Here is a 25554-nt window from a genome sequence, read left to right on the forward strand (position 1 = left end):
GATGGACCGCCGCCGCCCGCGTTTTTCCTTCCTGACCGCTGTCCCGCTCAATAATCAGCGTAACTGGCTTCGCGGCCTGCTTGCCCTGAGAGGCCGTATCAAACTTACGGTCATATTGGGCGCGACATTGCTGGCTCTCCTGTCGCCCCACGAAGCGCGCGCCGAATTCACCGTATGCAATCAGACGCTCGACGTCGTCAATCTCGCTGTCGGCCAAAAGGTCGACAATGCGGACCAGACCGACGGCTGGTGGACCATCGGCGCAAATCAGTGCGTGAACGTCATCCGCGAGGAACTCACGAACCGGTACATTTACATCTATGCGACGGACGTTTTTGGCCATGCGACCCTGACTGGGTCGACCGAAATGTGCATCGACCGGCGGCGTTTCTCGATACGCGGCATCGATGAATGCTGGCAGCGCGGCCATATCGCCGCACTATTTCTGGAAGTCGATACGCTTGAACAGGTGCGGTGGACCTTTTTTCTGACCGGAAGCAATCCGTGACGCACAGTATCGACACAAGCTTCAGGTTGAAAAAGCAGGCGCGCGCCGCCCTGCGCAGACGCCGGCTCTGGCGCAGACTCCTTGCCGGTCTTGCTGTGGTTGTCCTGTTGTCGATCGCTGCCGGCTTCTATCTCACCGCGGACTATTGGTCGTTTGGCGACGAAGATGAGGAGTTGCACGCGGTCGAGGGAACCGACGATGTACCAGCCGACGCATCGGTCTATGTGCCTGCCATCATCGATCTCGCAGGCGACCCGATGTGGATCACCCTTGCGCCCGACACCGGCGCCGCAACAAAGAGCCAAGTGATCCCGCGCCCGGCAGAACTCGATCAGGCTGGAATTTCTCCCCAGATCGAAATCCTGTCTGACGTGATGCTTAGCGCCAGCGAAAAGTTCATGACAACGATACCGTCCACGCAAGAAGATTTCGCATTCTTCCAGGCACAGCGACAGACCGCGCCGGCGCCATCCAACGATCTGCAAAACGATATCCAGCCACCGCCCGTTCTAAACGAGGCTCCGGTTGCTTCGGACCCGCAGGTGGAGGCCGATGATGCCGAAGCAGGTTGGGGCGAAACAATCGATGCAGGCGAGGCAGCCCTTCCCGCGTTCCGGAAAACCCAGATCGAAGACAACACAACAGTTGCAAATGTCATCAGCGAATATCAACGATACGAGGCTACCGAGGACACGTTCGTAAAGATTCTCAACGACCGTAGCTTGGACAGCGTTGCCCTGGATGCGCATTTCTCTGCCGAGGATGCCAAGCTGGCAGGCGAAGCCCTGAAGGCGCTTTTCAATCGGGAAAGCCTTGAGCCAGGTTATGTCGTCGCCATGCGCGGTTTCAGGCCGACTCGCGAGACGACAACCATGTCCCTTATGCAGGTTTCGATCTACGCCAAGAACGTATTTGTCGGCACGCTGACGCGCAACGCCGCGGGTGTGTTTGTGTCTGGTGTGGACCCCTGGGTCCGCGAAGATCTGTTCAACTACTCAGGTGCGCAGGCTCAAGGCACGCACAAAAGGCAATACCGGCTGCTCGACGCAATCTACTCGACAGCAGCACGCAACAAAGTCCCGACCGGCGTGATCGGAGAAGCGATCATGTATCTCTCGAGAGGACAGGATCTGGATGCCTTCGCCAGCGAAGACCAACGTCTGGTCCTGATCTATTCGCAAAGGCCTCGTGGCAAGGAAGAGACGGCCGGGCGGGTGCTGTATGTTGGCGTCCAGGGTAGCGAAAAAAGCCTCGACTGTTTCGTGTTTCAGCAGACCGACGGCCAGTTTGCATGCGTTAGCGGCGACGATCAGGTTCGCTCGCTGACAGTCGCCAACGGCATGGTCACCCCGGTCAACGGAGTCATGACCTCCACTTTCGGGCCACGCAAGCACCCAATCCTCGGAACCGTTCGTATCCACAAGGGCGTGGATTGGGCGGCGCCTCTGGGCACACCGATAGCCGCCGCCTTCGACGGCGAAATCGTCTTTCAGGGTGATGGAAGTGGTTACGGCAATCTGGTGAAGATTTCGCACGGGGACGGCAGCGAGACGCGCTATGCGCATATGCAGAAATTCGCGGACAAGGCCGGTGTCGGCGCGAAGGTGAAGGCAGGCGATATCATTGGCTATATCGGCACCACCGGTCTTTCAACTGGGCCGCACCTGCATTTCGAACTCTATCGCAATGGGCAGGCGATCGATCCGCTGGGCACGGTTACGGCAATCGCGACGGACGCTTCCGCTGTCGAAACGCTGACCGACCGTATCGTTCAAGTCGAAAGTGGCGGCAAAGCCCGCGCCAAGAACCCACTTTCTTCGGCGACCGGCGCCGGTCAGTTCATAACGAAGACCTGGATCAGGATGATGAACACCTATCGCCCCGAACTTGCGCGGACATTATCAACCGCCGACCTGCTCGCTCTGCGTTATGACGCCACCATCTCGCGCGAGATGGTCAGCAACCTGGCGCGCGAAGGCGAAGCCTATCTTCGGGCGCGCGGCCACCAGATCACAGCCGGCCGGCTTTATCTCTGTCATTTCCTGGGAATGGAAGGCGCCCATCAAGTGTTGTCGTCGCCGGGTTCGGCGCAATTGAGCGCCGTGCTCGGGTCGGCCGTCATTCAAGCCAACCCGTTTCTCACTGGCAAATCCGCCAGCTATGTCGTCAGTTGGGCCGAAAGGAAAATGGGGCGGAAGCTGAGCCCGGCGATGGTTGAAGTGAGCCAACGGACAACGACAACGACGGAAGTCCGGCAGACATCGCCCGAGTTCGAAAAATACAAGCAGGCGATCACGGCTATGGTGAGTTCCGTTCAGAACGCGCTTTGAGCCGGCGCATGGCCCGGAAATCGGATCGGGTTTGCTACGCTGACCTTCGGTTCGCGTCGAAAAGGACGCGCGGGGTCTTAGCCTAGCGCACCCGCTCCAGCTACTCAGTCCTTATCCGCATTTCCACCCGGCGGTTTACCGGATCGAATGGGTTGGGGTTGCGCGGACTCGCTTCGCCCAAGCCTGTCGCTTTGATGCGGGCAGGATCGATGCCGTTAGAGGTCAGGAAGGTTGTTACCGATCTGGCTCTTCGTTCCGACAGTCCCTCGTTGTAATCAGCCGAGCCGGTCGCATCTGTATGACCCTCAACAACGAAGTTCAGAGTGCTCAGCCGGCTGTCCTTCAGTGCCTTGGCGAACTCGTCCAGTTCAGCGCGGGCAGTCGCATCGAGTTCCGCAGAATCCAGGCCGAAGTTGATCAGCATGTCGAGGCTGGGTTTTTCGGCCGGCGCTGCTTTATTCTTGCTGTTGCACTCCTCTTCGGTGCCGACGCAAATTCCACGTGCCGGGCCGAACTCGCTCGCCCTGTCAAAAAACTTCACGATGTCTTCTGATTTCTGAAGCGGATCAGCAAAAGCGTGGGTCGAAAAAACCGCGACCGTAAACACGAAGGCTAAACTGCCCAACTGCATGACGGTTACTCCCGTTTGAGCATCCGATTTCATCGACTGCGGACAATACCAAATTCCGAATCGATTGTCTGTCAATAAACGTCAAGCATACGAGTGGTGAAGGCAGTTCCATGTTGCCGTGACTGAGACTTGACCTCACCCTGTCCAGGGCTTCAATGTCGATTGTTCCCTAGTGAAAGCGTGGCGCCATGGCCAACGAGCTTCGATTCAAAACGGCACGGGATCTTTTCATGGCCTGCCCCGCTGTTTCCAGGGACATGGTGGCACTTCCGACCGAACAGCCTTCAATCGAATTTTGCCGCGCGCTCCTTGCCGGGCGGGTGCCTGAGGAGGCGATTACGTTCTGTGCCTATCTGCTTCCCGAGCGGGCTGCGGTGTGGTGGGCCCATGAGTGCCTGAGCCACCTCACCGTTCTGCTCGATCGCACGGATCAGGAATTGCTCGCGCTTGTTCGTGACTGGGTCAGCGAACCGGATAGCCCTCACCATCGCCCAGAAGTGAGCAAGGCTGCGGCAGGAATGCCGCCAACAACGCCTGCCGCCTGGATTGCCCTGGCTGCAGGATGGCATGGCAATGGTTCGGCTATGGACGCGTCAGCGGTTACGACCTTGCAGCCAATGCCTGCCGCCCATGCTGTGAGTGCGGGGGTTCTGGCCGGACTGGCTCGTGTTGCACTGGAGGACCGCTTTTCAGTTCTTTCCGCGTTTGTCGAAATGGGCATTCAGATGGCGGAGATCGAGGCGCTGCGCCAATCAGCGGATGCAAATTAGAGCGCAGTGCGGATTCTGATTGCTTGCCTTACTTGCGGCCGTCTTGGACCCATTTGGCCAGCGCCACCCTGAAACGTGTCCCCAGCGGATGTTGCAGCCGCAGCACCGAGACATCGTCGGTGGCGAAACGTCCTGTTCGCACAACCGAGCCTCCTTCCATTCATGGCAGCCATCGCAGTGCCTGTCCCATATTGCCTTGTCGAGCCCTTCCACCGGACTGAAGCGTGGCTTGCCTTTGATCGCTCTTCCGTCGATTGCGGAATCGCCGAAGTCTATAGGATGGTCGGAAAAAAATAGGGTCTTTCGAAGCCAGGCAGTGTATCAACGTTATACGTCATCCCTAGATCTTCGCGGTGCGGTCGAGAACGACATGGTGCGGCATCCTCCGATCCGCCCCGTGATGTTGCGCGAGCTTTCGTGAAAGCGAAACGGAAGTTGGCTTATCCCCAGCCGCCGCCTCCGCCTCCGCCTCCGCCTCCGCCTCGCAGAGGAGGAACGATCACAGGAGGTGCGGCAACAGGCTCTACCTCAACCGGCTTGATCACTTTTTTCGTCACCACCCGTTTGGGAGCGGCCTTGACGACCTTCTGCTCTACAGGTGTCCTGCGAACGACCCTCGGCGGTGACGTCTCCACCAGCGGCGTTGGTTCGGGTGGCATCAAGGACGTGCAGCCTGTGAGCCCCACCAGGATGCCGGACAGGGCTGTTCCGACGATTGCGTGCTTGAAGGTCCTGCGCACCATTTGCCTCCTGATTGATTAAAACACGTCCCGACGCGGGTTGGCTTCTTCCCAGACCCGCCTGGCCGCGCCGACCAGTTGGTCGTCCAGCGAACCGGACGCAGGAAACTTCGATTTGAGTTCCCGGCGCAGCTGCTTCAACGCCGTCGTTTTCACCTTCGTGCCGAAATTTGCGAGGTTCGTCCGGGCCTCTGGCAGTTGGTTGCGAAAATCCAGCGCGGCCGCAAATGCAAGAAAGCGGACGGCGGTGGCCTGGTCGGCCTTTTCGCCCTTTTCCATTTCGAGAACCGCGCGATCGAATGCACCATACTCATCGCCCCGCATGGTCGCCATCTCGAACAGTCTTTGCGCTTCCGCCGGGTTGCGCTCCACGCCCACGCCGTCGCGGTACATGCGCGCTAGGTTGCTTGGAGCGTAGGGCTGGCCGAGTTCGGTGGCTTTCTGAAACAGGGCCAGCGCCGTTTTCGGATCTTTTTCGACGCCCGCGCCGGACAGATAGTTCCGGCCAAGCAGGTTCATCGAATACATGTCCTGCCGCTCGACGCCAGCCTCCAGGAAGGCAACGGCACGGGCCTGATCTGCGGTCACACCGTTGCGGCCTTCGGTGAAGATCGCGCCGAGATCGTTCATGGCATATGTGTGACCCATCGCCGCCGCCTTGAGCAGCAGGTCCAGCCCCTTGGCCGTATCGCGCTCGACGCCGGAGCCATGGAACAAGGCTCGGCCCCACGACGTCATCCCGTAAGGATCGCCCTTGTCGGCCGCAGCCGCGTAGAAGGTGTTGGCTTGCTTGCGGTCGACAGCCACGCCTGTTCCGGTCGCGTAGAGGTAGCCGAGTTCGAACACTGCGCGCACGTGTCCCCCATCGGCGGCCTGTTGTATGGCTTTCCTGGCCTGGTCCACCTTGCCGGCCGCAAGCAGCGCGCGACCCAGTTCGTAGCGGAAGCGGGCGACATCGGGATATGCCTTCACCGCAGCCTCGCAGAGCTTCACCGCGTCGGCGCCGATTTCATTTGGCAGCAGGCCGGGAACGACCCCTTGAAGGTCAAGAGGTTCGCCGGCAGCCAAGTCGCAAGGATCGACGCTTGGCGAGAGCTTCATTTTGGCGGGTTTGGATATTCCACTGTCCGCCCGAATTTCGAAGGCGATCTCGACCGGTGCGCTGGCTCCGATCTGGGGCTCATAGCGCAGCCCCTCGACTTCACCGACCGTCAAGCTCGATTCGGGCGACAGGGTCCGATCCGGCAGGGACAGCGTTCCCGTTGCCGGATAGTTCGTGACTTTCAGGCTGACCGCCGCATCGTCTGTCGGGAGATCCAGGTTCAGGGCAACCGCGCCGATGCCGACCGGAACGTCGACCTCCCGGTTCTCGATCGCCTCGGCCGCACCGGTGACATGAATGCCGCGCTGCAGCACCTGCTGCTTCTGCTCGGCTTCGAGCGATGCCATCACCTGTTCGCCCTGGGTTCCTTCGCCGCTCTTGACCCGGAACACCAGCATGCCCCTGGCTTCGCCGCCCCAATTGTCGCGTGCGGCGTAGGCCAGCATATCCATCTCTTCTGGCTCGCCAGTTCCCTTCGGGACATCCATTTGCAAACGCGGCAGATCCTTGCCCTGTATCAGATCCCCCGCCTGGACAACCTTGCCGTTCAGCATGAGACGTCCCAGTGCGGGCGGTCTTTCGATGCTGACGGTGATTGATCCGCCGTCGACCTCCACCGGTTCCGGGAGGTTCAGATCGACAGGCCCGACCCCGGACAACACGATTTTCTCCAACACGGGCGGTAGAGAGGGGCGGCTGCTGCGACGCATCAGAACGACTTCATCGATCAGCGAAGAGTTCTCCCAGGGAACCTGCAGGCCCTTAGTAGCCTCAACCACATCCCGGCGCACGGCCGCCATGACCGTGCGGATCTCCTGGTTCGGGGCCAAGGCGCGGCGAGAAAATGCGAATGAAAATGGGCTGAGGTCGCCGGCGCCGTCATAGGCAACCGCGCCGGGTTCGGTGGCGAAAGCAATCAGTGTGTTCAGCGAGCTTCTTACTTCCGCAAGGCCCGTGCCGCTGGCGGAAAGAAGCTGGTCCCTGAGCCAATAATCCTTGCGAGGGAAAGGATTGTTGCGGCAAGCATCGAGGATGATCACCTGGATCTTCGATTTCGAACGCATCTGCTGAAGCACATCGTTCAGCTTGATTGCCTGGACCTCGACGTCCGCCGCATCTTTCAACGAGGCATCGACAGGGATCAGGAAATTTTCGCCGCCGATCTGAAAGCCGTGACCGGAATAGTAGACGACAGCTACATCCGCCCCGTCCACAGCGGCAAGATAGTTGCGGAACTGGCCTTCAAACTGCAGCTTTGTAAGATTGCTCGCGACAAAAACGTCAAAACCAGCCGCTCGAAACGTGTTGGATACGTCCACCACATCTTTGGCCGGGTTCTTGAGGGCCGAGATTTCTTTGTAATCGGAGTTGCCGATTACAAAGGCGACCCTTCGTTCGACTGCAGCAGCCTCGAAAGTCGTGACGCTTGCGAGCATCAAGGCCGCAACGAATCCGCAACGTCGGAGCATGGCAAATCCCTTAACCGCTGTTACCTAGCGACCACAAGAACGCAGCTTGCAGTGCCAAGGTCCGTTAGAGAGCATGCTATCTGCCGAGACAGAAAAGAGAGAAAAGCCGTCGCGACAGCGGTATATTCCTCACTTGATCAGACCCTAAATTACATCAGAGGCCGAGTGTCCGCAATGATTGTCAGACGGTTTCTCGACCTCGCTGCTTGATCCCCTCGGACCACGCGCGGCCGGCATTCTGATCGTAGCAAGTTGCAGCTCGGTTGTGGTCTGCGATGCACCCGACAAAATACAGCTCGTGCTGGCGCACCTATGTTTCGTCCCAGCGACGAACGTCCGCTGCCGCCTGCCAGGCCCGACCGCCGCCCTGCACTCTTGACCTCCGTACACGCGCCACGCGTCAGAGAGCGCCCCGAGTTTTCCACTACTAATATCGGTCTACCCCTGATTTTCTCTACCCACCATTTCCGAGACTCAATTAGCGTCTTCTTATGGAGCATCGGCACGCCATTCGAAGAAATAAGCAAGGGCTTTGGGAGGTCTACGATATAGACGACGATAGGGTTGTCTTCGCAGATGGGGTGGCTCTGACAAATTTGCTGGATGACGAGGCACTCGACGCCCTGGAGTTGCTAAAGGGTGGCTTCCTGGTTCCGAGCAGCGCTCCCAAGCCAGCTGACAGTTCCTTGGGGGATACGCTGAGGCCGACTATCCGCAAGATGAAGCACGAAGGCGGATAGCTGACGCGCAAAAGCGCTGCCGCTTGGACCAATTTGCCCGCCCGAGGCTCAACGCGCCGCACGTGTCAAAACGAAAAACTCTCCTTCGTTTGGTTGATGCCGGAACAATGCTCCGTCAGTAAGTTCGTACCGTATATTAGCAGGTGCTGTTATGAGGTTTTTGCCCGTTCAGGAACCGACCAACACATGGGCCGTGTTCGATACAACTGTGGATGTGCCTGCGGACTTCGCTGGCACTTGCCTTATCGGCTTGACACGGGAGCGGGCGGAGTGGCTCGCAGCGAGAGCCAATCAAGATGCATCGGTGAGAAGCAATTGGGTCGGCCGGTTATCATCCCTGCAGCCTGAGCACGGCGTGGTTCCATACGCAAATGTCAGAAGTGGCTTATACTCGCAGGGAAGATTTCCGTGACGGACGAAGAGGTCGCTGAGTTGGCAGCCAGGAACCAGCGGCCTACGCAAGTCTGACATCACCAGCAAAACCGATCCAGCGATTGGTTCCCGGCGTTGGGTGAGGCTATCCAGCTTGTCGCCAATGGGTTCCCCGGTTTGTATGCCCGAAGGATCGCCGTTATTGCTGATCCGGCATCTCGGTATTCTCTTTGGGGTTCTTCTTGATGCCCGCGGCAGGCGAGGTGTCGGCCGGGGCGTTCCCACCTTGGTTTTGCTCAGGCGCTCTTTTGAATGGCGAGGTGCGCCAGCCCATATCGGCATACAAAAAGCCAATGAGAAAGCCGATGATAATGATTGCTGCTATCACCAGCGAAAGTACAGCGTTACGTCGCTCCATGTCCGGCTCCTTCTGGGAGCCGAACAGCGAGTAGTGAAAATGGTTCCCATCGAGCGATTAACGAGTGCCGGCGTTCGTTTTCGATCAAACGGTCCCACCGGGGATTGAGGTAGCACATTGTCCTGGACCGCACGCCTTTTTGGGCGAATGACGGAACAAGCCGAGGCGCCGATCCACGACCAGGCTGTTGAACCGAGCTAGGACGCCCGGACCAATTCAGCCAATGCACTCAGAATGGCAGCCTGATCTGCCGGCTTGCGAACAAATTTGAAGTTGGCGAAGGCGGATGGAACATCGCGCGGCCCAAATCCGGTCAGACACGCGAACGGAATGTGGCGGGCTTGCAATTCTTCTGCGATCGCCAGGCTCGTTTCGCCATGCAGTTGAATATCCATCAGCGCCACGTCGACGTGATTTTCGCCGATAAGGCCAAGGCCCGCCGCCACCGAAGGGGCTGGGCCGATCACCTGATGTCCCGAAGCGCGCAGACAAGCAGCGATGTCCTCGGCTATGAGCCATTCATCCTCGACCACCAGAACGCGCAGCGGGTCGCTCACGGCGTCTCCTTGCGCATCATCGGAACTGTGACCTGGACCTCAAGACCATCCCGATTGAAGGCGGTCTCGACGTTTCCGCCCAGCCGGTAGCCGATCTCGCCCTGCAACAGCGAAAGCCCGAAGCCGTTGATTTCGGGCTTTCTGACCGGCGGCCCGCCTCTCTCGCGCCAGGCAAGCCTGAAAACGTCGCCGTCTGCCGACCACTTCAGCGCCACCCTGCCTTGCGGCTTCGACAGCGCGCCATATTTGGCGGCGTTGGTCGCCAGTTCATGAATGGCCATGCTGAGGGAAAGGCCCTGTTGCGGGCTAAGCTTCATCTCAGCGCCGTCAAGTTCGAACCGGTCAATGCTGAAAGGTTCGAGCTCCTGACGCAGCAGTTCGTTGATCGAAGCTTCTTTCCAGCGTTCCTTCGACAGCAGACCGTAAGCCCGCGACATGGCGTGTAGGCGACCGATCAGCGCTTCGGCGAACTCTTCCTTCGATTCCGAACTTTCACGGGTGCGGTTGGCGATGCTGACGACTACCGCCAGCATGTTCTTGACGCGGTGGTTCAGCTCCGAAATGAGCACCCGGTTTTGCTCTTCCGTCTCGGCCAATGTGGTGACATCGACCAGCGTGACCACGACGCCCTGGATCCTGTTGTCATTGTCGCGATACGGATTGATGCGAACCATATAAAACCGGCCCTGGTCGTCGCGCGCCAGATGATGGTTCAGGGTCTCCCCGGTTTCGAACACGGCATCGATGTGCTGTTTCAGCTCGGGATAGTCGAGTTGGCTCGAAAGCTCGGTCAGCGGCCGGCCGACGTCGGATGGCCGCAGGCTGAAGAAAGACGAGGCCGCCGGAGTAAAGGTCCGCACCACAAGATTGCGGTCGAGAAAAATGGTTGCGATCTGCGTGCTTTCGAACAGATTCCGCAAATCGCTGTTGGCGCGGTCGAGTTCTTCTATCTTGTTGGTCAGCTCCGAATTAATTGTGTTGAGTTCCTCGTTGAGCGACTGCATCTCCTCCTTCGAGGCCTCAAGCTCCTCATTGGTCGACTGCGCCTCCTCATTGACGGAGACAAGTTCCTCGTTCGACGATTTCAGCTCTTCCAGCGCCGTTTCGTACTCCTCGATCGTCGACTGCAGTCGCTCCCGGGTTTCGCGCAGCTCCCGCTCGAGATCAGCAGCGCCTTCGCCATCGCGATTTTCGCGTTCCACATCGGACCGCGCCTGCAGCGGCCCTGACGGTTCGAACAGGACAAGATAAAACCGTTCGCCCTTGCCGCGTTCCGCCAAGGGCTCGACAGTGAGTTTGATCGACTGGGCCTGTTCGTCGTCCTCGTCGACGACGACATTCTCCCGCACGACGGTGCGGCGCGTCGTGGTGGCTTCCCGCAACGCGGCGCGCAAGTCGAGCCTTAGCCCGGCGCGGGCCAAAGTCAGCACTTGCCGGCTCGGAATGCCTTGCGGCGCTTCGAGATATCGGCCGGTCCGCGCCGAATAGTAGACGACGTCACCATCGCCATTCACCACAACATGCGGCGGCGCGAAACGCTCCAGCACGTGTGCCTCGACCGTCTGCCGAAGCGGGTAGCTGGCGGTCCCCTTCCTCGGCTCCGCGGCCAGGAAGGCACCCGAACGGCCTTCGCCGATCAGCATCGGCAGTCTTATGTGTGGCGAGGCGTGTTCGCGCGCCTGAAAAATGCGCTTCTTCTTGTCGACGGTGGCGAAGAGGACGTCGTGCTGGCCGACGCTTTCGGACGTGCCGAGGAAAAGATAACCACCCGGCTTCAGCGCGTAATGGAAGATCGGAATGACCCGGTTCTGGATGTCCGAGCCGAAATAGATCAGTAGGTTGCGGCATGAAACCATGTCCATGCGTGAAAAGGGCGGGTCGCGAACGACGCTGTGGGAAGAAAAGACGCACAGCTCCCGTACCTCGTTGGCAAGCACGTAACTCTCGCCGTCGCTGCTGAAAAAACGCTGCTTGCGTTCTGCCGAGAGCCCTTGCAGCAATGCCGCTGGGTAACGCGCCGCGCGCGCCACCGCAAGTGCGGGCTCATCGATATCAGTCGCAAATATCTGGACCCGTGGCACGACCGAAAGCGTCTCCATGTGTTCGCGCAACAGCATGCCGATGGAGAACACTTCCTCCCCGGTGGCGCAGCCAGGCACCCAGATCCTGACAGAGTCGTTAGCAGTCTTGCCCTCGAACAACTGCGGTATGATCTTCTCCTCGAGCAGCTTGAACGCATCGGGATCACGGAAAAAATCGGTGACATTGATCAAAAGATCGCGGAAGAGGTGCATCACCTCGCGAGCGTCTTTCTTCAGCCATTCGACGTACTCTTCAATCGAATCAAGCTGTGCGATCTGCATGCGCCGCTTTATGCGACGCAGGAATGTCTTGGTCTTGTAGCCGGAGAAATCGTGGCCGGACTGGCCCTGCAGAATGCCGTAGATCTCATCGCGAATCCGACCCATGTCTGCTGTCTCTTGGCGGCCGTCCTCGGCAACCCCGTTCAGCAGATCGAAGCTGCGGGCGAATCCCTCGAGCTTCCCACCGATTTCCTCCGCGGGCGCCGCAATATCGATCAGCCCGCTGGATATCGCACTCTTCGGCATATCGGGGTTGCGCGGACCGTAGCCGTCGGGGGCCTGGGCGACCGTCAGGCCGCCACGCTCCTTGATTGCCTTCGCGCCCAGCGTGCCGTCGGAATCGCCGCCCGACAAGATGACCCCCACCGCGTATTCGCCCTGATCCTCGGCCAGCGCGCTAAAGAAGATATCGATCGGTTTACGCTCGCGGCTGAGCACGTTGGATTGCCGCAGGTGCAGCACTCCCTTCTCAATCGTGAGAACGACGTTTTGCGGCATCACATAGACGTGGTCAGACAGGACAGTGGTGGCGTCCTCGACGACGACAACCGGCATTTGCGTGTAACGTCTGACGACCTCGTGAAGCAGGCTTTCGCGCCCGGGACTGAGATGGGTCACGATGACGAACGCCATGCCGGGCTGGCCGGTGATGCCTTTGAACAGACCCTCCATTGCAGGGATGCCGCCGGCTGACGCGCCGACGCCCACAATGGGAAATCTCTTCATCTGGGATGTCACCGCAAGCCCTCGGTTGAACAGCCTAGACGACAGGCCGCCAAATCGACCCAAAACCCACGACTGGGCTGAACGCAACATCCAGCATATAACGTGCAAGAGGGCCGGAACAAGTCCGTGCAGACGGCGTTAACGTCGGACCATTGTGGAACTCCAATGACAAAACGCACACCTGACCTAAAGCTGACAAAACGAGCGTTGTTGCACTCCTCGGATTATCTGGGCTTGCCGGGAAACGAATCCATTCCGCCCCGCATGCTCGTTCTGGCGAAACGATTGCAGGAAGCCTTGCGAGAACATTCTGAACAAGCCCATGCGGGGGATTGGAAATTTCGCTCGAAGAGAGGACGATGAGGTGCGCGATCTGAGAGGGGTGCACATCCTGATCGTCGAGGATGACTGGGTATTGGCCGGGGATCTTGCGAGGTATTTTGGTAATATGGGCGCGGTCGTCCTCGGACCGGCAGCTACAGTCGAACACGCGTCTATGCATACCGAGGTGGCTGAGGCCGCGATCCTCGACGTCAACCTGAACGGCCGGCGGGTGTTTCCGATCGCAGACGAACTGATGCGCCGCGGCGTTCCCTTCGTGTTTTTCAGCGGTGACGAGGACATCGTCATTCCCGAACGTCTGCGCCACGCTAGCAGTCTTCGAAAATCGTCGGATAGCGACGCCATCTTCGATGCCTTGTTTCCTCCGGAAAGATTGGGCTTGGCTGGTGGCCCTCGCGTGAACTTGTCCGACAATGTCTTTTCACTTCTGCCCAAGCTCAGGCTCGCGGCGCGTCTGCTTCTCGGCGACGTCGGTGCTTCCGACCGGCTCGTCGAACGAACGCTGGAGCGCGCCATCGGCGAGATTGACAGGAGGCGGGCCGGCGTGTCGACCGAAGATTGGCTGAACGGCATCATGCGAAACATTGCCAAATCTGGTGGGCCGAGCCTGTTGCACTGATGCTGCGACCGTTCCGCAACCGCCGAGCGTTAACTATGGTTCCTTTCCAGGTCTGAATGTTTGGAAAGACCGGTTGGTTTTTCAAACTCCGAAAAAAGTCGTGCAAACAGGAAGCTAGAGTAAAGTTCTCTGTCAGAATGTGAGGCGCTTTACAAGCTGCCCGACTCCGCCGACTAAAGCAGCCTCAGCCTTTCTGGTTGCGGTCGACGAACTTGTTAAATCGGCTGGTTTTCCCCCCACCGGTTTCGTCCTGGTAGAGGAAGGCCAGGTTGTTTTCGTCGAAAATCCGGAAGAACTCGTCCCATTCGATGGGTTCGAGCTCCTCCTCGGGTTCGCCAAAGTCGATCCGCAAGATGCCGCCCTCGCCCTTGGTTCGTACAACCGCAGGTCGGCCACCGCGATCTTCGGCCCATTGGCGGATGTCGTCATGATTGGTGGTTGTCTTCGATTCAGACATTGAAATCTCCCTTTTTAAACAGACTTTGCAGGCGTCTGAGTCTCATGATCAGGTCTGGCTTGCTACGCGATACCGCTTCGATCGCCAGCTGCCATCCACTTCTTCCGCCCACGGGCCGGATGAGCGCCCTAACCCCAAAGAAGCTGCAATGTTCCAGCGCATGGCCCAAGGCTCGTTCGCAATGCGTTCACCTCAGGTTGCAGCCTCCCCAAAACCATCTTTGTTGAAGCAGAGGGAACAAACCTTTTGTCAAACAGTTCGGGGCGCCAAGGCCATCTGCGTAAGGAGTTGTCGTGAAACGCATACTGGTTACAGGAGGGTGCGGTTTCATCGGCCGCCACGTCGTCCAGGAACTCGTTGAACATGGTTATACTGTCTGCATTCTCGATGCGTTGCTGGAACAGGTGCACAGCGGCGAGGCGATCAGCCTGCCGGCAGGAGCCGAACTGATCAAAGGCGACGTTCGCGATCGCGACGCTGTCGCCGAGGCGCTCCAAGGCGTCGACGCCGTCATCCATCTGGCCGCCGAGGTCGGCGTCGGGCAGTCCATGTACGAGATCGCCCGCTATGTCGGCGCGAACGACCTCGGCACCGCCACTTTGCTTGAAGCTTTGATCAAACGTCCCGTCGAGCGGATCGTCGTCGCTTCGTCGATGAGCGTCTACGGCGAGGGTCTCTATGCCACGCCAGGCGGTCGCCGTGTCGACAATGCACGCCGGCAGGCGAACGACATCAAGAGCGGGCAATGGAATCCGCTGTCGGCGGCCGATGAAACCCTGTCGCCGCTGCCGACGGACGAGGAAAAGCCGGTTGATCTCGCCTCTATCTACGCACTGACGAAATACGCCCAGGAACGCGCCGTTCTGATCTTTGGGGAAGCCTATGGCGTCGACGCGGTGGCGCTGCGCCTGTTCAACGTCTTCGGCGCAGGACAGGCGCTGTCAAACCCGTACACCGGCGTTCTGGCGAATTTCGCTTCACGCCTCGCCAACGGCCAGCGGCCGATGATTTTCGAAGATGGCGAGCAGAAGCGCGACTTCGTGCATGTGCGCGACGTCGCCCGTGCCTTCCGCCTGGCGCTGGAACAACGCCAGGCGCGCGGCCACGTTATCAACATCGGCAGTGGACGGGCCTATGCGATCAGCGAGGTCGCTCGGCTGCTCGCCGATGCTATGGGTGTGCCGGAACGCCTGCCTGAAATCCTCGGCAAGGCGCGTGCCGGCGATATCCGCAATTGCTTCGCCGACATCTCGAAGGCGCGCGAACTGCTCGGTTTCGAGCCGCAGCACCGGCTGGAGGATTCACTCGGCGAGTTCGTCGCATGGGTTCGCAACACGGTCGCCATCGACCGCGGGGCTGACATGAAACGGGAGCTCGAAGAGCGAGGACTGGTATCATGAGGCCGGACGGTTTTCCTGAAGCGCCGGTTACCATCGTCGGCGGCAGCGGCTTCATCGGCTCGAACCTCGCCGACAGCCTGTTGTCGGATGGGGTGCCGGTGCTGGTCATCGACAATCTCAGCCGTCCGGGCGTCGAGCAGAATCTGGCGTGGCTGGCGCAGAAGCACGGTAATCAACTTGCCGTGGAAACCGCCGATGTCCGTGACGCGGACGTGCTGGCGCCGCTTGTGGCGCATTCCAAGGCGATATTCCATCTTGCCGCGCAGACCGCCGTCACCACGAGCCTCGTTCAGCCAAGCGAAGATTTCGACATCAATCTTCGCGGAACCTTCAACGTCCTGGAAGCGGCTCGCCGGAGTGGCAAGCGCATCCCTGTGATCTTCGCCAGCACCAACAAGGTCTATGGCGGCCTCCCCGATGTCACCGTGCGCGAAGAGGACGATCGGTGCGTGCCCTGCGATGCCGCAATCCGCGCCAACGGCATAGACGAGAGCTGCGGTCTGGATTTCTGCACGCCCTATGGCTGCTCCAAAGGCGCGGCGGATCAATATGTGCTCGATTATGCCAAGTCGTACGATCTGCCGACTGCGGTGCTGCGCATGAGCTGCATCTATGGACCGCGCCAGTTCGGCACGGAGGACCAGGGCTGGGTCGCCCATTTTCTGCTCAGCGCGCTTTCCCGCCGACCGATCACGATCTACGGCAACGGCAAGCAGGTGCGCGACATCCTTCACGTCTCCGATGCCGTTGCGGCCTATCGCGGGGTGCTTGCCCGGATCGAGGACATCAAAGGGCAGGCATTCAATCTCGGCGGCGGACCGGGCAACGCCATCAGCCTGCGCATGCTGCTCGAGGAGATCGGCGAGCTGGCCGGTCGAAAGCTCTCGATTCGCTACGACCGGGAACGCACCGGCGACCAACCTTTCTTTGTCGCCGACACCCGCAAGATAGAAGCGACGCTCGGCTGGAAAGCGCATGTCTCCTGGCGCGACGGCGTCCGCGATCTCGCCGATTGGCTCCATCGTCATCGCCTCGAGGCTGAACCAGCGAGGTACGTGGCATGAAAGTCGCCCTGGTCAATCCGTTCTGGACCTACGAGGACAGCATCTATTTCGGCTGCCGCCAGCCGCATTTGCCGCTGGAACTGGGCTACTCGAAAGCTTTGCTGGAGGCCGACGGCCATCAGGTGCTGATGCTGGACGGGCAAATCCAGAAGCTGGACAACACAGCACTTGCCGATCGCGTCGCCGCTTTCTCACCAGCCATGACCGTCGTCAGCACGGCGCCGACCTATCTGTTCTGGCGCTGCGCGCCGCCCGAGCTGCGCGTGCCTGCCGACTTCCTCAACCGCCTCGCCGGGCGCGGCGGCCGCACAGTGGCTGTCGGACCGCACGGCTCGGCGACGCCTGCGCCGACACTGCGCAAGCTGGGCGTCGATGTCGTCGTGCGCGGCGAATGCGAAGAGGTCGTCGCCGAACTCGCCCGCCGTGACGATTGGGGAGCCGTGCCCCACACCGCTCATTTCTACGAGGGAAAACTTGTCGCCAATGGCGGCGTCCACGCCAGTTCGTTTGTCGATCATCCGCCCCTCAGCTGGCCATCCGATTGGATTGCCGCGCATTCGCACCATCACCACCGGTTCGACGACGATCAGGTGGGTTTCGGAGCGGAGGTCGAGGCGTCTCGCGGCTGCCCCTACAATTGCAGCTTCTGCGCCAAGATCGATTTCCGCGACGCCTACCGCCGCAGGAACCATGATGCGATCATCGCGGAAATCGATCAGCTGATCGGGCAAGGCGTCGGCTACATCTATTTTATCGACGAGATCTTCCTGCCACAGAAGGCGCTTCTGGAGGCACTGGTCGATCGCGACGTCAAGTTCGGCGTGCAGACCCGCATCGACCTTTGGAAACCGGAGCTCCTGGAATTGCTGGGTGCCGCCGGCTGCGTTTCGATCGAAGCCGGCCTTGAAAGCCTGACCGTGGAAGGCCGGGCCATGCTGGCAAAGCGTTGCCGGCTGGGCACCGAGGAACTGGCCGCGCTGCTGGTCAATGCACGACGTCACGTCCCGTTCGTCCAGGCCAATCTGATCGGGGTGGTCGAGGACGATCCCGCTCTGGTCGACCATTGGCGCAAGCACCTCATCGACCGCGGTGTGTGGGCCAACGAACCGGTGCCGCTCTATCCCTACCCCAGTTCGCCCAGCTATCGCGAGCTTTGGGGCGAGCCCGACGATCTCGCCTGGGAGCGCGCCCACGAGCATTATTTGGCCTCGTTCCGGACGTTCAGCGACATCCAGGAGAAGCGTCCGCGTGCGCTGGCCGAGTTGGAGGCGACATGTTGCAGTCACTGATCCGGCGCTCGCGGCGAATCCTGATGACCGTCGATGCCGTCGGCGGCGTCTGGCGCTACGCGCTGGATCTGGCGCGGGAACTGGCTCACGGCGGCGCCAGCATCGTGCTCGCCGGGTTAGGCCCGGAACCGTCCGAGGAACAGGCGAAGGAGGCAGAGGCTTTCGCGGCCTTGGCGTGGCTCAAGACACCGCCGGACTGGATGACCCGCAATGAGGGCGATCTGGAAAGATTGCCGCAGGAACTGCGCGCACTTGTTCGTGATTACGCGATCGACCTCGTCCATCTCAATGCGCCGACTCAGGCCGTGGGACTTGATGTGCCGTGCCCGGTCGTGGCGGTCTCGCATTCATGCGTTGTGACGTGGCTCCACGCCGTCAGGGGACAGGCTGTGGACGGCGAATGGGGCTGGCAGAAGGACCGCAACAGACGCGGTTTCAATTGGGCAAATGCGGTAATCGCGCCCAGCCGCAGCCATGCCGACATGCTCGAGGCCTGCTACGGGCCGATCGCTCGCCTGAGCGTTGTCAGCAACGGCACGCAGCCGGGTCCAAAGGCCGAGAGGCGGGAAGCAGTGGTTCTCGCCGCCGCGCGCTGGTGGGATGAAGGAAAGAATGCAGTTACGCTGGACCAGGCAGCATCGTTGACGAAATGGCCGGTCTTCGCTGCCGGGCCGCTGCAGGGTGTCGATGGGCAACGCGCCGATTTCAGCAACGTCGTCCCTCTGGGTTCTGTCTGCTACGATGAGGTGCGTCTGTTGATGGCGCGGGCCGGCATCTTCGTATCGCCGTCCGTCTACGAGCCCTTCGGCCTTGCCGTGCTGGAGGCAGCCACATCCGCAACACCTTTGGTGCTTGCCGACATCACGACCTATCGCGAATTGTGGAACGGCGCGGCTATGTTCTACGACGTCCATGATCCACGCGATCTCGCCAGATGTGTCGATTGTCTCTCTGGCGACGCCCAGTATAGGCGCCGTCTCGGCGAAGCCGCCGCACGCCGAGCGCGCAAGTTTTCACCGGCAAGGCAAGCGGCGGCCATGCACGACATCTATGATCGGGCCGCCCTGGCCGTTGCGGAACGCTGACGATGCGGTTCCTGTTCTATACCCATTCGGTCGTTTCCGACTGGAACCACGGCAACGCACATTTCCTGCGCGGCATCATGCGGGAGCTCGTTGCACGTGGGCACCAGGCGATCGCGCTGGAGCCGGCAGATGGCTGGAGCCGTTCGAACCTGCTGGCAGAGAAAGGACCCTTCGCGGTCGAGCGTTTCAGAAAGGACTTTCCGGAGCTGATGCCGGTGATCTACGACGCCTCCTTCGATCACGAAGGCTGGGTTGCCGACGCCGATGTGGTGATCGTCCACGAATGGACTGACCCGAACCTTGTCGCGCGCATCGGCAGGGCAAAGGCGAACGGAGGCGGTTTCACGCTTCTGTTCCATGACACCCACCATCGCGCCGTCTCGGCGACGCAGGCAATCTCGGCTCTGCGGCTGGAGCATTATGACGGCGTGCTCGCCTTCGGCGAAGCGTTGCGGGAAAGCTATCTGCGCGCCGGCTGGGGCAAACGTGCTTTCACCTGGCACGAGGCGGCGGATGAGCGACTGTTCAAGCCGCACCCGGAGATCGATCCTACATCCGGCGTGATCTGGATCGGCAACTGGGGCGACGACGAGCGCAGTGCCGAAATCAAGGAATTCCTGATCGATCCAGTGGAAGAACTTGGGCTGAGCGGCACTGTTCATGGCGTGCGCTATCCACGCGAAGCGCTTGCCGATCTTGCCGCCGCCGGCCTCGATTACGAAGGCTGGATTGCCAATGCCGACGTGCCCAAGGCATTCGCGGTCCACCGCGTTACCGTCCACATCCCGCGGCGTCCTTATCGGGAGAGCCTGCCCGGAATCCCGACGATCCGCATGTTCGAGGCGCTCGCCTGCGGCATCCCGCTCGTTTCGGCGCCTTGGACCGATGTCGAGCAACTCTTCAGGCCAGGCATCGACTTTCTTTTCGCGCGCGACGGATCCGAGATGTGCCGTCATCTTCGCGCCGTGCTGGACGATGCTGACCTAGCTGCCTCTCTGGTGAAATCCGGCCTCGAAACCATCGGTAGGCGACACACTTGCCGGCACCGGGCGGACGAGTTGTTCGGCGTGCTCGCCGAATGCGGCAATCGCCAAGCCATCGGTCCTATCGCCATAGAGGAGACAATCGCATGAAGATTGCATTTTATGGGTCGAGCCTGCTGTCGTCCTATTGGAACGGCGCGGCGACCTATTACCGCGGATTGCTCAAAGCTCTTTCTCAGCTCGGCTACGAGATCACTTTCTATGAACCGGACGTCTACGACAGGCAGAAGAACCGCGATATCGAGGCACCCGACTGGTGCAACGTCGTCATCTATGAGGCGACCCCGCATGCGCTGATGCAGGTGGCAGCAAGCGCAGGCGAAGCCGACATCGTCGTCAAGGCGAGCGGAGTAGGCTTCGAGGACGAGGCGTTGCTGCGTGCGGTGCTCGATCACGCGCGCACCGATGCGCTGACAGTGTTCTGGGATGTCGACGCACCGGCAACTCTGGGCCAGTTGCGCGACGAGCCGGACCACCCCCTGCACCGCGCGTTGCGGGAGATCGACCTTGTCCTCACCTATGGCGGCGGCGATCCGGTCGTCTGGTCCTATCGTGCGCTGGGGGCGGCCGAGTGCGTGCCGATCTACAATGCGCTCGATCCCGAAACGCATCATCCGGTCGCGAAGGATAAGCGTTTCGCTTGCGATCTCGCCTTTCTCGGCAACCGCCTGCCGGACCGTGAAGCACGCGTCGAAGCCTTCTTCCTGGATCCGGCCAGCCGTTCGGGCGATCAGCGCTTCCTGCTTGGCGGATCGGGTTGGGGTGACAAGCAGCTTCCGGCGAATGTCGCATGGCTCGGCCACGTCGGGACGCGCGATCATAATGCGTTCAATGTCACACCCAAGGCGGTGCTCAACATAAGCCGCGACAGCATGGCCGCCAACGGCTTTTCACCTGCCACGCGCGTCTTCGAGGCTGCGGGTGCCGGCGCATGCCTCATCACCGACGCCTGGCTCGGCGTCGAATTGTTCCTAGTCCCTGGGGAAGAGATCCTGGTGGCGCGCGACGGCGATGATGTCGCCGAAATCATGCGGACCCTCACACCCCAGCGGGCAAAGGCGATCGGCGCATCTGCACTTCGGCGTGTTCTCGCGGAGCATACCTATGCGTTAAGAGCAGCTGTGGCCGACGCTGTCTTCAGGCGTCATTTCGAGCGCCCCACCGTGGAGGCAGCAGAATGACCAAGCGGCTCGATATCGTCTTTCTTGGCCTGTCTTTGTCCTCTTCATGGGGAAACGGCCACGCCACGACCTTTCGCGGGTTGCTGAAGGGCCTTCACGAACTCGGCCATCGCGTCACCTTCCTCGAGCGCGACGTGCCATGGTATGCAAACCATCGCGATCTGCGCGACCCAGATTTCTGCACGTTGCGCTACTACGAAACGACGAACGATCTTCGTCGGACGTATGCCCGCTGCCTGCAGCGGGCCGATGTCGTGGTGGTTGGGTCCTTCGTCCCGGAGGGGCGAGCCGTCATCGACATTGTCGCGTCCCTGTGCACGGGCCAGTTCTGCTTCTACGACATCGACACGCCGGTCACGCTGGCAAAGCTCGCCGCGAATGATTGCGACTACATATGCCAACGGCAGATTCCGTATTTCGATGTCTATTTCTCATTCACCGGCGGGCCGACGCTCGCCCGTTTGGCGGCGGACTTAGGTGCACGGCGCGCCGAGCCGCTCTACTGCTCCGTCGACCCGGAGCGGCATCGCGGAACGGCCGATCCGATCTGCTGGGACCTTGGCTATCTCGGTACCTACAGCTCGGACCGGCAGGCGACGCTGGATGCTCTCCTGCTCGAACCGGCAAGACGCATGCCGGACCGTCGCTTCGTCGTGGCCGGCTCGCAATTCCCGTCCGAGACCATTTGGCCGAGCAACGTCGATCGCATCGAGCACTTGCCGCCGGCGGATCACGCCGCTTTTTACAGCCGCCAGCGCTACACATTGAACGTCACACGCAGTTCCATGATAGCGGCTGGATGGTCTCCCAGCGTACGCCTCTTCGAGGCGGCCGCCTGTGGCACGGCGATCATCAGCGATCGCTGGACCGGTCTGGATAGCTTCTTTCCGACAGCCACGATCAATACGGCCGGCCAAGCCGAAGACGTGATCGATATCCTGTCCAGGCAATCCGACCGCGTCAGGCTGGCTATGGCCAAGCGGGCGCGTGGAACGATCCTGGCAGCACATACTGGCGCCGCGAGAGCCCGCGAATTGGTTTCGCTGCTGGCGCAGCCAAGATCGGCACGTCCAGCTCTCGATCTGGACATCGAAAGTGCAGCATGACTGGCAGACAGGAGAAAATAGAGATGCGGCAATCAAGAAGGACGCAACGGACCAAAACGGCGCTTGTCGCCGGGGGCGCGGGTTTCCTCGGTTCGCATCTTTGCGAAACACTGCTTCAGGCCGGGTGCCGTGTGATCTGTGTCGATAATTTTCTTACCGGTCGGATGGAAAACATCATCTCGATCATGGACCGTCCCCGTTTCCGGTTGATCGAGCAGGATATTTGCCGACTATTGGAGCTTGCTGAGCCGGTGGACCGCATTTTCAATCTGGCGTGCGCCGCATCGCCGCCGCGCTACCAAGCCGATCCAGTTCACACCACGCGAACCTGCGTGATCGGAACGCTCAATCTGCTTGAGCTCGCCGCCCGAAATAATGCGCGCTTCCTTCAGGCATCGACAAGCGAAGTGTATGGCGATCCGGAACAGCATCCGCAAAGGGAAGACTATGTCGGTCACGTGAACTGCACCGGTCCTCGTGCTTGCTATGATGAAGGTAAGCGAACCGCCGAAACCTTGTGCTTCGATTATTTGAGAACCGAAATGGCCGACATCCGGGTCGCGCGCATCTTCAACACCTATGGTCCGAGGATGGATCCTGCCGACGGCCGGATTGTCTCGAACCTGGTGATGCAGGCCCTCGAGAAGAGACCACTGACGATATTCGGCGACGGACTGCAGACTAGATCGTTCTGCTACGTCTCCGATCTGGTTGACGGTCTGGTCCGCCTTATGGATGTCGATCCCAATCCGCGCCAACCGGTCAATTTGGGCAATCCCGGGGAATTCACCGTTCTTCAACTGGCTGGATTGGTGAGAGATATGACCCATAGCAACTCGGTCTTCAAATTCCTGCCACTGCCGCAAGACGACCCTCGCCGGCGGCAACCGGACATTTCCCGAGCAAAAACCCTTCTCGACTGGTCGCCAAAGGTGCCGCTCAGGCAAGGCCTAATGCAGACGATCAGCTATTTTATGGAACTCGAAGCCAGCCGTAACGAGGATCGAATTTCCCCAATTGCGACAAGCGTGAGGTCCGCTTCAGGCCGACTGCAAAACCTGCCGGCCTGAAGGTCAGGGAGAGCTGCGCCCTCGGGCATAGGCAAGTGAGGCCGTGACCGTCCTAACAGGCGCTTTCACTTTTTCTCATTATGGGAACATCGAGCCGAGCTCGCCGTTGGGCGAAGATACCGCATGGAGAACGGACCCGTGCATCGAAAACGATCCGCCAAGGACATCGAGCAAATGGCCGAAAGGGAAACGGCTGCCTTTCTGAGACGTGCCTCGATCACCTACCTCGAATGCTGTGTGAGCCTGATGATGACGCATCTTGAGCGCGAGGAAGTGGCCACCATTCTAGAAAAAGAAGCGGATATGCTGCGAAGCCTCGACTGAGGCTTGCGGCGCTCAGGCCCAGGCAGCCTGAAACAGCGCGCAGCTTTGATCCGCCATGGAATTCGTGATTTTTCCAGGTCGCAAGGAACATTCCCGGCAGCTGGCAGTTCGGCGCGAGGAACTTACCTTCAACAGCGATGGCGGCAGTTTCGTGGGATCAAAAAAGGTACGGATTGGAATAGCCGGCGTCGGCAATTGCGCGTCTTCCCTTGTCCAGGGCCTCTCATATTATCGGGACGCCAGAGGTAATGAGCCGATACCGGGCCTGATGCATACCGATCTCGGCGGTTATCATGTCGATGACATCCAGGTCGTCTGTGCTTTCGACGTCGCCAAGGGCAAAGTTGGGCGTGATGTGGCGGAAGCCATATACAATGCACCCAACAACACCTTCCGCTTTGCCGATGTCGCAACAACCGGCGTTCGCGTCGAGCGCGGACCAACGCTCGACGGTATCGGCAAATATCTGCGCGATGAAATCGAAGAGGCAGAAGAGCCGGTCGCAAATGTCAGCGCGCTGCTTCGGGAAAGCGGCGCTGACGTATTGGTCTCATATCTGCCGGTCGGCTCGGAAGAGGCTACGCGTTTTTACGCCGAGTGCGCGCTCGAGGCCGGCTGCGCCTTCGTCAACTGCATACCGGTTTTTATCGCGTCGCGGCCGGAATGGCGTCGGCGCTTCGAACAGCGCGGTCTGCCGCTGGTCGGCGACGATATCAAAAGCCAGGTCGGCGCGACGATCGTGCACCGGCTGCTCGCCAATCTGTTCCGCGAGCGTGGCGTCCGCATCGACCGCACCTATCAGCTGAATTTCGGCGGCAACACCGATTTCCTCAACATGCTGGAACGCGAGCGGCTGGAATCAAAGAAAATTTCTAAAACACAATCCGTAACCAGCCAGCTCGACGTTCCCCTGGAGGCCGGTAACATCCACGTCGGCCCCAGCGACCATGTGCCTTGGCTTACCGATCGAAAATGGGCCTACATCCGCGTCGAAGGCACGACGTTCGGCGGCGTACCGCTGAATGCAGAGCTCAAACTGGAAGTGTGGGATTCGCCCAACTCGGCCGGGGTCGTTATCGATGCTGTCCGCTGCGCCAAGCTGGCGCTCGACCGCGGCATCGCGGGGGCGCTGACCGGCCCTTGCAGCTATTTCATGAAGTCGCCGCCCGAGCAATTCACCGATGCCGAGGCGCGCCTGCGCACGCTGTCTTTCATCGCCGGGAAGGACGAGCCGATGCTCGATGCGGCGGAATGACGACGACATTCTTTTTGATCCGCCATGCGGCGCACGACAATGTCGGCGACTATCTTGCCGGACGCATGGCCGGAGTTTGCCTTGGCGACACCGGCAAGGCACAAGCCTTGCGCCTGGCCGGCCACATGGCACCGAAGCCGCTAGCAGCCATCTGTTGCAGCCCGCGCGAACGAACACTGGAAACCGCGAAACCGATCGCAGTCGCCTGCAGTCCCGATAAGATCACGATCTGCCAAGAGCTCGATGAGATCGACTTCGGCGCGTGGTCGGGAAAGACCTTCGAAGAGTTGAACCAGGACGCCGACTGGCGGGTGTGGAACAGCAGGCGTCAGCAGGCGAGGACGCCGGGCGGCGAGACCATGCTGGACGTGCAGCAACGTGTCACCTCGCTGATGCAGCAGCTTCGCAAACGCTACCAGAACCAGTCAGTGGCACTGGTCAGCCATGCCGACGTGATCAAGGCCGCCGTCTGCAAGGTGCTCGGCTTGCCGCTGGGAGACTGTTTTCGCTTCGATATCGATCCCGCTTCGATCACCACGGTCGTCTCGGGTGACTGGGGCTCCAAGCTGATCCGATTGAACGAAGCCGCCTGA

The 25554-nt window shown here is 60.2% G+C and carries 21 protein-coding genes; 15 read left to right on the forward strand and 6 right to left on the reverse strand.

The genetic code is table 11. The features are described 5' to 3' along the window. Position 1: 1 nt before the first annotated feature. Together NKH12_RS06195 and NKH12_RS06200 are read left to right on the forward strand one after the other, a co-directional pair. A complete protein-coding gene (locus NKH12_RS06195; protein ID WP_352952320.1) occupies positions 2–508 on the forward strand; it encodes a DUF1036 domain-containing protein in 507 nt (168 codons plus the stop codon). Further along, positions 505–2838, forward strand: coding sequence for a M23 family metallopeptidase (locus NKH12_RS06200; RefSeq protein WP_352952321.1), 2334 nt, complete (start codon positions 505–507; stop codon positions 2836–2838). The genes NKH12_RS06195 and NKH12_RS06200 overlap by 4 nt, the downstream gene beginning before the upstream one ends. A 100-nt stretch (positions 2839–2938) precedes the next feature. Here the strand turns inward: NKH12_RS06200 and NKH12_RS06205 are convergent, their stop codons facing one another. Next, positions 2939–3469, reverse strand: coding sequence for an OmpA family protein (locus NKH12_RS06205; protein WP_352952322.1), 531 nt, complete (start codon positions 3467–3469; stop codon positions 2939–2941). 188 nt (positions 3470–3657) lie between these two features. On the opposite strand from NKH12_RS06205, the gene NKH12_RS06210 reads away from it, so the two are divergent. Next, positions 3658–4239, forward strand: a complete 582-nt coding sequence (locus NKH12_RS06210) for a DUF6931 family protein (protein WP_352952323.1) — start codon at positions 3658–3660, stop codon at positions 4237–4239. A gap of 758 nt (positions 4240–4997) precedes the next feature. On the opposite strand, the gene NKH12_RS06215 is transcribed toward NKH12_RS06210, so the two are convergent. The 4 genes from NKH12_RS06215 to NKH12_RS06230 form a co-directional block, all read right to left on the reverse strand. Continuing rightward, positions 4998–7517 (reverse strand): caspase family protein, encoded by a 2520-nt coding sequence (locus NKH12_RS06215; RefSeq protein WP_352952374.1) that lies wholly within the window; start codon positions 7515–7517, stop codon positions 4998–5000. Positions 7518–8861: 1344 nt separating this feature from the next. After that, on the reverse strand, positions 8862–9080 hold the full coding sequence (locus tag NKH12_RS06220) for a hypothetical protein (protein WP_352952324.1): 219 nt from the start codon (positions 9078–9080) through the stop codon (positions 8862–8864). Positions 9081–9277: 197 nt separating this feature from the next. After that, positions 9278–9637, reverse strand: coding sequence for a response regulator (locus NKH12_RS06225; protein ID WP_352952325.1), 360 nt, complete (start codon positions 9635–9637; stop codon positions 9278–9280). Continuing rightward, positions 9634–12726 (reverse strand): CheR family methyltransferase, encoded by a 3093-nt coding sequence (locus NKH12_RS06230; protein ID WP_352952326.1) that lies wholly within the window; start codon positions 12724–12726, stop codon positions 9634–9636. Before NKH12_RS06230 ends, NKH12_RS06225 begins: the two co-directional genes overlap by 4 nt. A gap of 364 nt (positions 12727–13090) precedes the next feature. Between NKH12_RS06230 and NKH12_RS06235 the strand changes: the two genes are divergently transcribed. Then, positions 13091–13687 (forward strand): response regulator, encoded by a 597-nt coding sequence (locus NKH12_RS06235; protein WP_352952327.1) that lies wholly within the window; start codon positions 13091–13093, stop codon positions 13685–13687. Between the two features lie 184 nt (positions 13688–13871). Here the strand turns inward: NKH12_RS06235 and NKH12_RS06240 are convergent, their stop codons facing one another. Then, entirely contained in the window at positions 13872–14144 is a 273-nt protein-coding gene (locus NKH12_RS06240; RefSeq protein WP_352952328.1) for a hypothetical protein, read from the reverse strand. Positions 14145–14437: 293 nt separating this feature from the next. Here NKH12_RS06240 and NKH12_RS06245 point away from each other — a divergent pair, with 293 nt between their 5' ends. From NKH12_RS06245 to NKH12_RS06295, 11 genes are all read left to right on the forward strand, one after another. Beyond that, positions 14438–15544: an NAD-dependent epimerase/dehydratase family protein gene (locus NKH12_RS06245; RefSeq protein ID WP_352952329.1), complete on the forward strand. Its 1107-nt coding sequence runs from the start codon at positions 14438–14440 to the stop codon at positions 15542–15544. Beyond that, positions 15541–16608 carry an NAD-dependent epimerase/dehydratase family protein gene (locus tag NKH12_RS06250; protein ID WP_352952330.1) on the forward strand — a complete coding sequence of 356 codons (1068 nt, stop codon included), beginning with the start codon at positions 15541–15543 and terminating at the stop codon, positions 16606–16608. Before NKH12_RS06245 ends, NKH12_RS06250 begins: the two co-directional genes overlap by 4 nt. Beyond that, positions 16605–17897 (forward strand): TIGR04295 family B12-binding domain-containing radical SAM protein, encoded by a 1293-nt coding sequence (locus NKH12_RS06255; protein ID WP_352952331.1) that lies wholly within the window; start codon positions 16605–16607, stop codon positions 17895–17897. The genes NKH12_RS06250 and NKH12_RS06255 overlap by 4 nt, the downstream gene beginning before the upstream one ends. Further along, entirely contained in the window at positions 17882–18982 is a 1101-nt protein-coding gene (locus NKH12_RS06260) for a glycosyltransferase family 4 protein (RefSeq protein ID WP_352952332.1), read from the forward strand. The genes NKH12_RS06255 and NKH12_RS06260 overlap by 16 nt, the downstream gene beginning before the upstream one ends. 2 nt (positions 18983–18984) lie before the next feature. After that, a complete protein-coding gene (locus tag NKH12_RS06265; protein WP_352952333.1) occupies positions 18985–20115 on the forward strand; it encodes a CgeB family protein in 1131 nt (376 codons plus the stop codon). Beyond that, entirely contained in the window at positions 20112–21206 is a 1095-nt protein-coding gene (locus tag NKH12_RS06270; protein WP_352952334.1) for a CgeB family protein, read from the forward strand. Before NKH12_RS06265 ends, NKH12_RS06270 begins: the two co-directional genes overlap by 4 nt. Continuing rightward, positions 21203–22312, forward strand: coding sequence for a CgeB family protein (locus NKH12_RS06275; RefSeq protein ID WP_352952335.1), 1110 nt, complete (start codon positions 21203–21205; stop codon positions 22310–22312). The genes NKH12_RS06270 and NKH12_RS06275 overlap by 4 nt, the downstream gene beginning before the upstream one ends. A gap of 23 nt (positions 22313–22335) precedes the next feature. Further along, positions 22336–23382, forward strand: coding sequence for a UDP-glucuronic acid decarboxylase family protein (locus tag NKH12_RS06280; RefSeq protein ID WP_352952336.1), 1047 nt, complete (start codon positions 22336–22338; stop codon positions 23380–23382). Between the two features lie 174 nt (positions 23383–23556). Then, the gene (locus tag NKH12_RS06285) at positions 23557–23706 is read left to right on the forward strand and encodes a hypothetical protein (RefSeq protein ID WP_352952337.1); all 150 of its coding nucleotides are present in this window, start codon (positions 23557–23559) and stop codon (positions 23704–23706) included. 151 nt (positions 23707–23857) lie between these two features. Then, positions 23858–24961, forward strand: a complete 1104-nt coding sequence (locus NKH12_RS06290) for an inositol-3-phosphate synthase (RefSeq protein WP_352952375.1) — start codon at positions 23858–23860, stop codon at positions 24959–24961. Then, the gene (locus tag NKH12_RS06295; protein ID WP_352952338.1) at positions 24958–25554 is read left to right on the forward strand and encodes a histidine phosphatase family protein; all 597 of its coding nucleotides are present in this window, start codon (positions 24958–24960) and stop codon (positions 25552–25554) included. Before NKH12_RS06290 ends, NKH12_RS06295 begins: the two co-directional genes overlap by 4 nt.

Source organism: Mesorhizobium sp. M1322 (assembly GCF_040318085.1).
Taxonomy (GTDB): Bacteria; Pseudomonadota; Alphaproteobacteria; order Rhizobiales; family Rhizobiaceae; genus Mesorhizobium.

Excerpts from the sequence above, each read along its gene's own strand:
- NKH12_RS06220 (WP_352952324.1), bottom strand. The coding sequence starts at position 9,080 with ATGGAGCGACGTAACGCTGTACTTTCGCTGGTGATAGCAGCAATCATT.
- NKH12_RS06215 (WP_352952374.1), bottom strand. The coding sequence starts at position 7,517 with ATGCTCGCAAGCGTCACGACTTTCGAGGCTGCTGCAGTCGAACGAAGG.
- NKH12_RS06295 (WP_352952338.1), top strand. The coding sequence starts at position 24,958 with ATGACGACGACATTCTTTTTGATCCGCCATGCGGCGCACGACAATGTC.
- NKH12_RS06210 (WP_352952323.1), top strand. The coding sequence starts at position 3,658 with ATGGCCAACGAGCTTCGATTCAAAACGGCACGGGATCTTTTCATGGCC.
- NKH12_RS06205 (WP_352952322.1), bottom strand. The coding sequence starts at position 3,469 with ATGCAGTTGGGCAGTTTAGCCTTCGTGTTTACGGTCGCGGTTTTTTCG.
- NKH12_RS06255 (WP_352952331.1), top strand. The coding sequence starts at position 16,605 with ATGAAAGTCGCCCTGGTCAATCCGTTCTGGACCTACGAGGACAGCATC.
- NKH12_RS06275 (WP_352952335.1), top strand. The coding sequence starts at position 21,203 with ATGACCAAGCGGCTCGATATCGTCTTTCTTGGCCTGTCTTTGTCCTCT.
- NKH12_RS06250 (WP_352952330.1), top strand. The coding sequence starts at position 15,541 with ATGAGGCCGGACGGTTTTCCTGAAGCGCCGGTTACCATCGTCGGCGGC.
- NKH12_RS06260 (WP_352952332.1), top strand. The coding sequence starts at position 17,882 with ATGTTGCAGTCACTGATCCGGCGCTCGCGGCGAATCCTGATGACCGTC.
- NKH12_RS06270 (WP_352952334.1), top strand. The coding sequence starts at position 20,112 with ATGAAGATTGCATTTTATGGGTCGAGCCTGCTGTCGTCCTATTGGAAC.
- NKH12_RS06285 (WP_352952337.1), top strand. The coding sequence starts at position 23,557 with ATGGCCGAAAGGGAAACGGCTGCCTTTCTGAGACGTGCCTCGATCACC.
- NKH12_RS06265 (WP_352952333.1), top strand. The coding sequence starts at position 18,985 with ATGCGGTTCCTGTTCTATACCCATTCGGTCGTTTCCGACTGGAACCAC.
- NKH12_RS06240 (WP_352952328.1), bottom strand. The coding sequence starts at position 14,144 with ATGTCTGAATCGAAGACAACCACCAATCATGACGACATCCGCCAATGG.
- NKH12_RS06280 (WP_352952336.1), top strand. The coding sequence starts at position 22,336 with ATGCGGCAATCAAGAAGGACGCAACGGACCAAAACGGCGCTTGTCGCC.
- NKH12_RS06195 (WP_352952320.1), top strand. The coding sequence starts at position 2 with ATGGACCGCCGCCGCCCGCGTTTTTCCTTCCTGACCGCTGTCCCGCTC.
- NKH12_RS06230 (WP_352952326.1), bottom strand. The coding sequence starts at position 12,726 with ATGAAGAGATTTCCCATTGTGGGCGTCGGCGCGTCAGCCGGCGGCATC.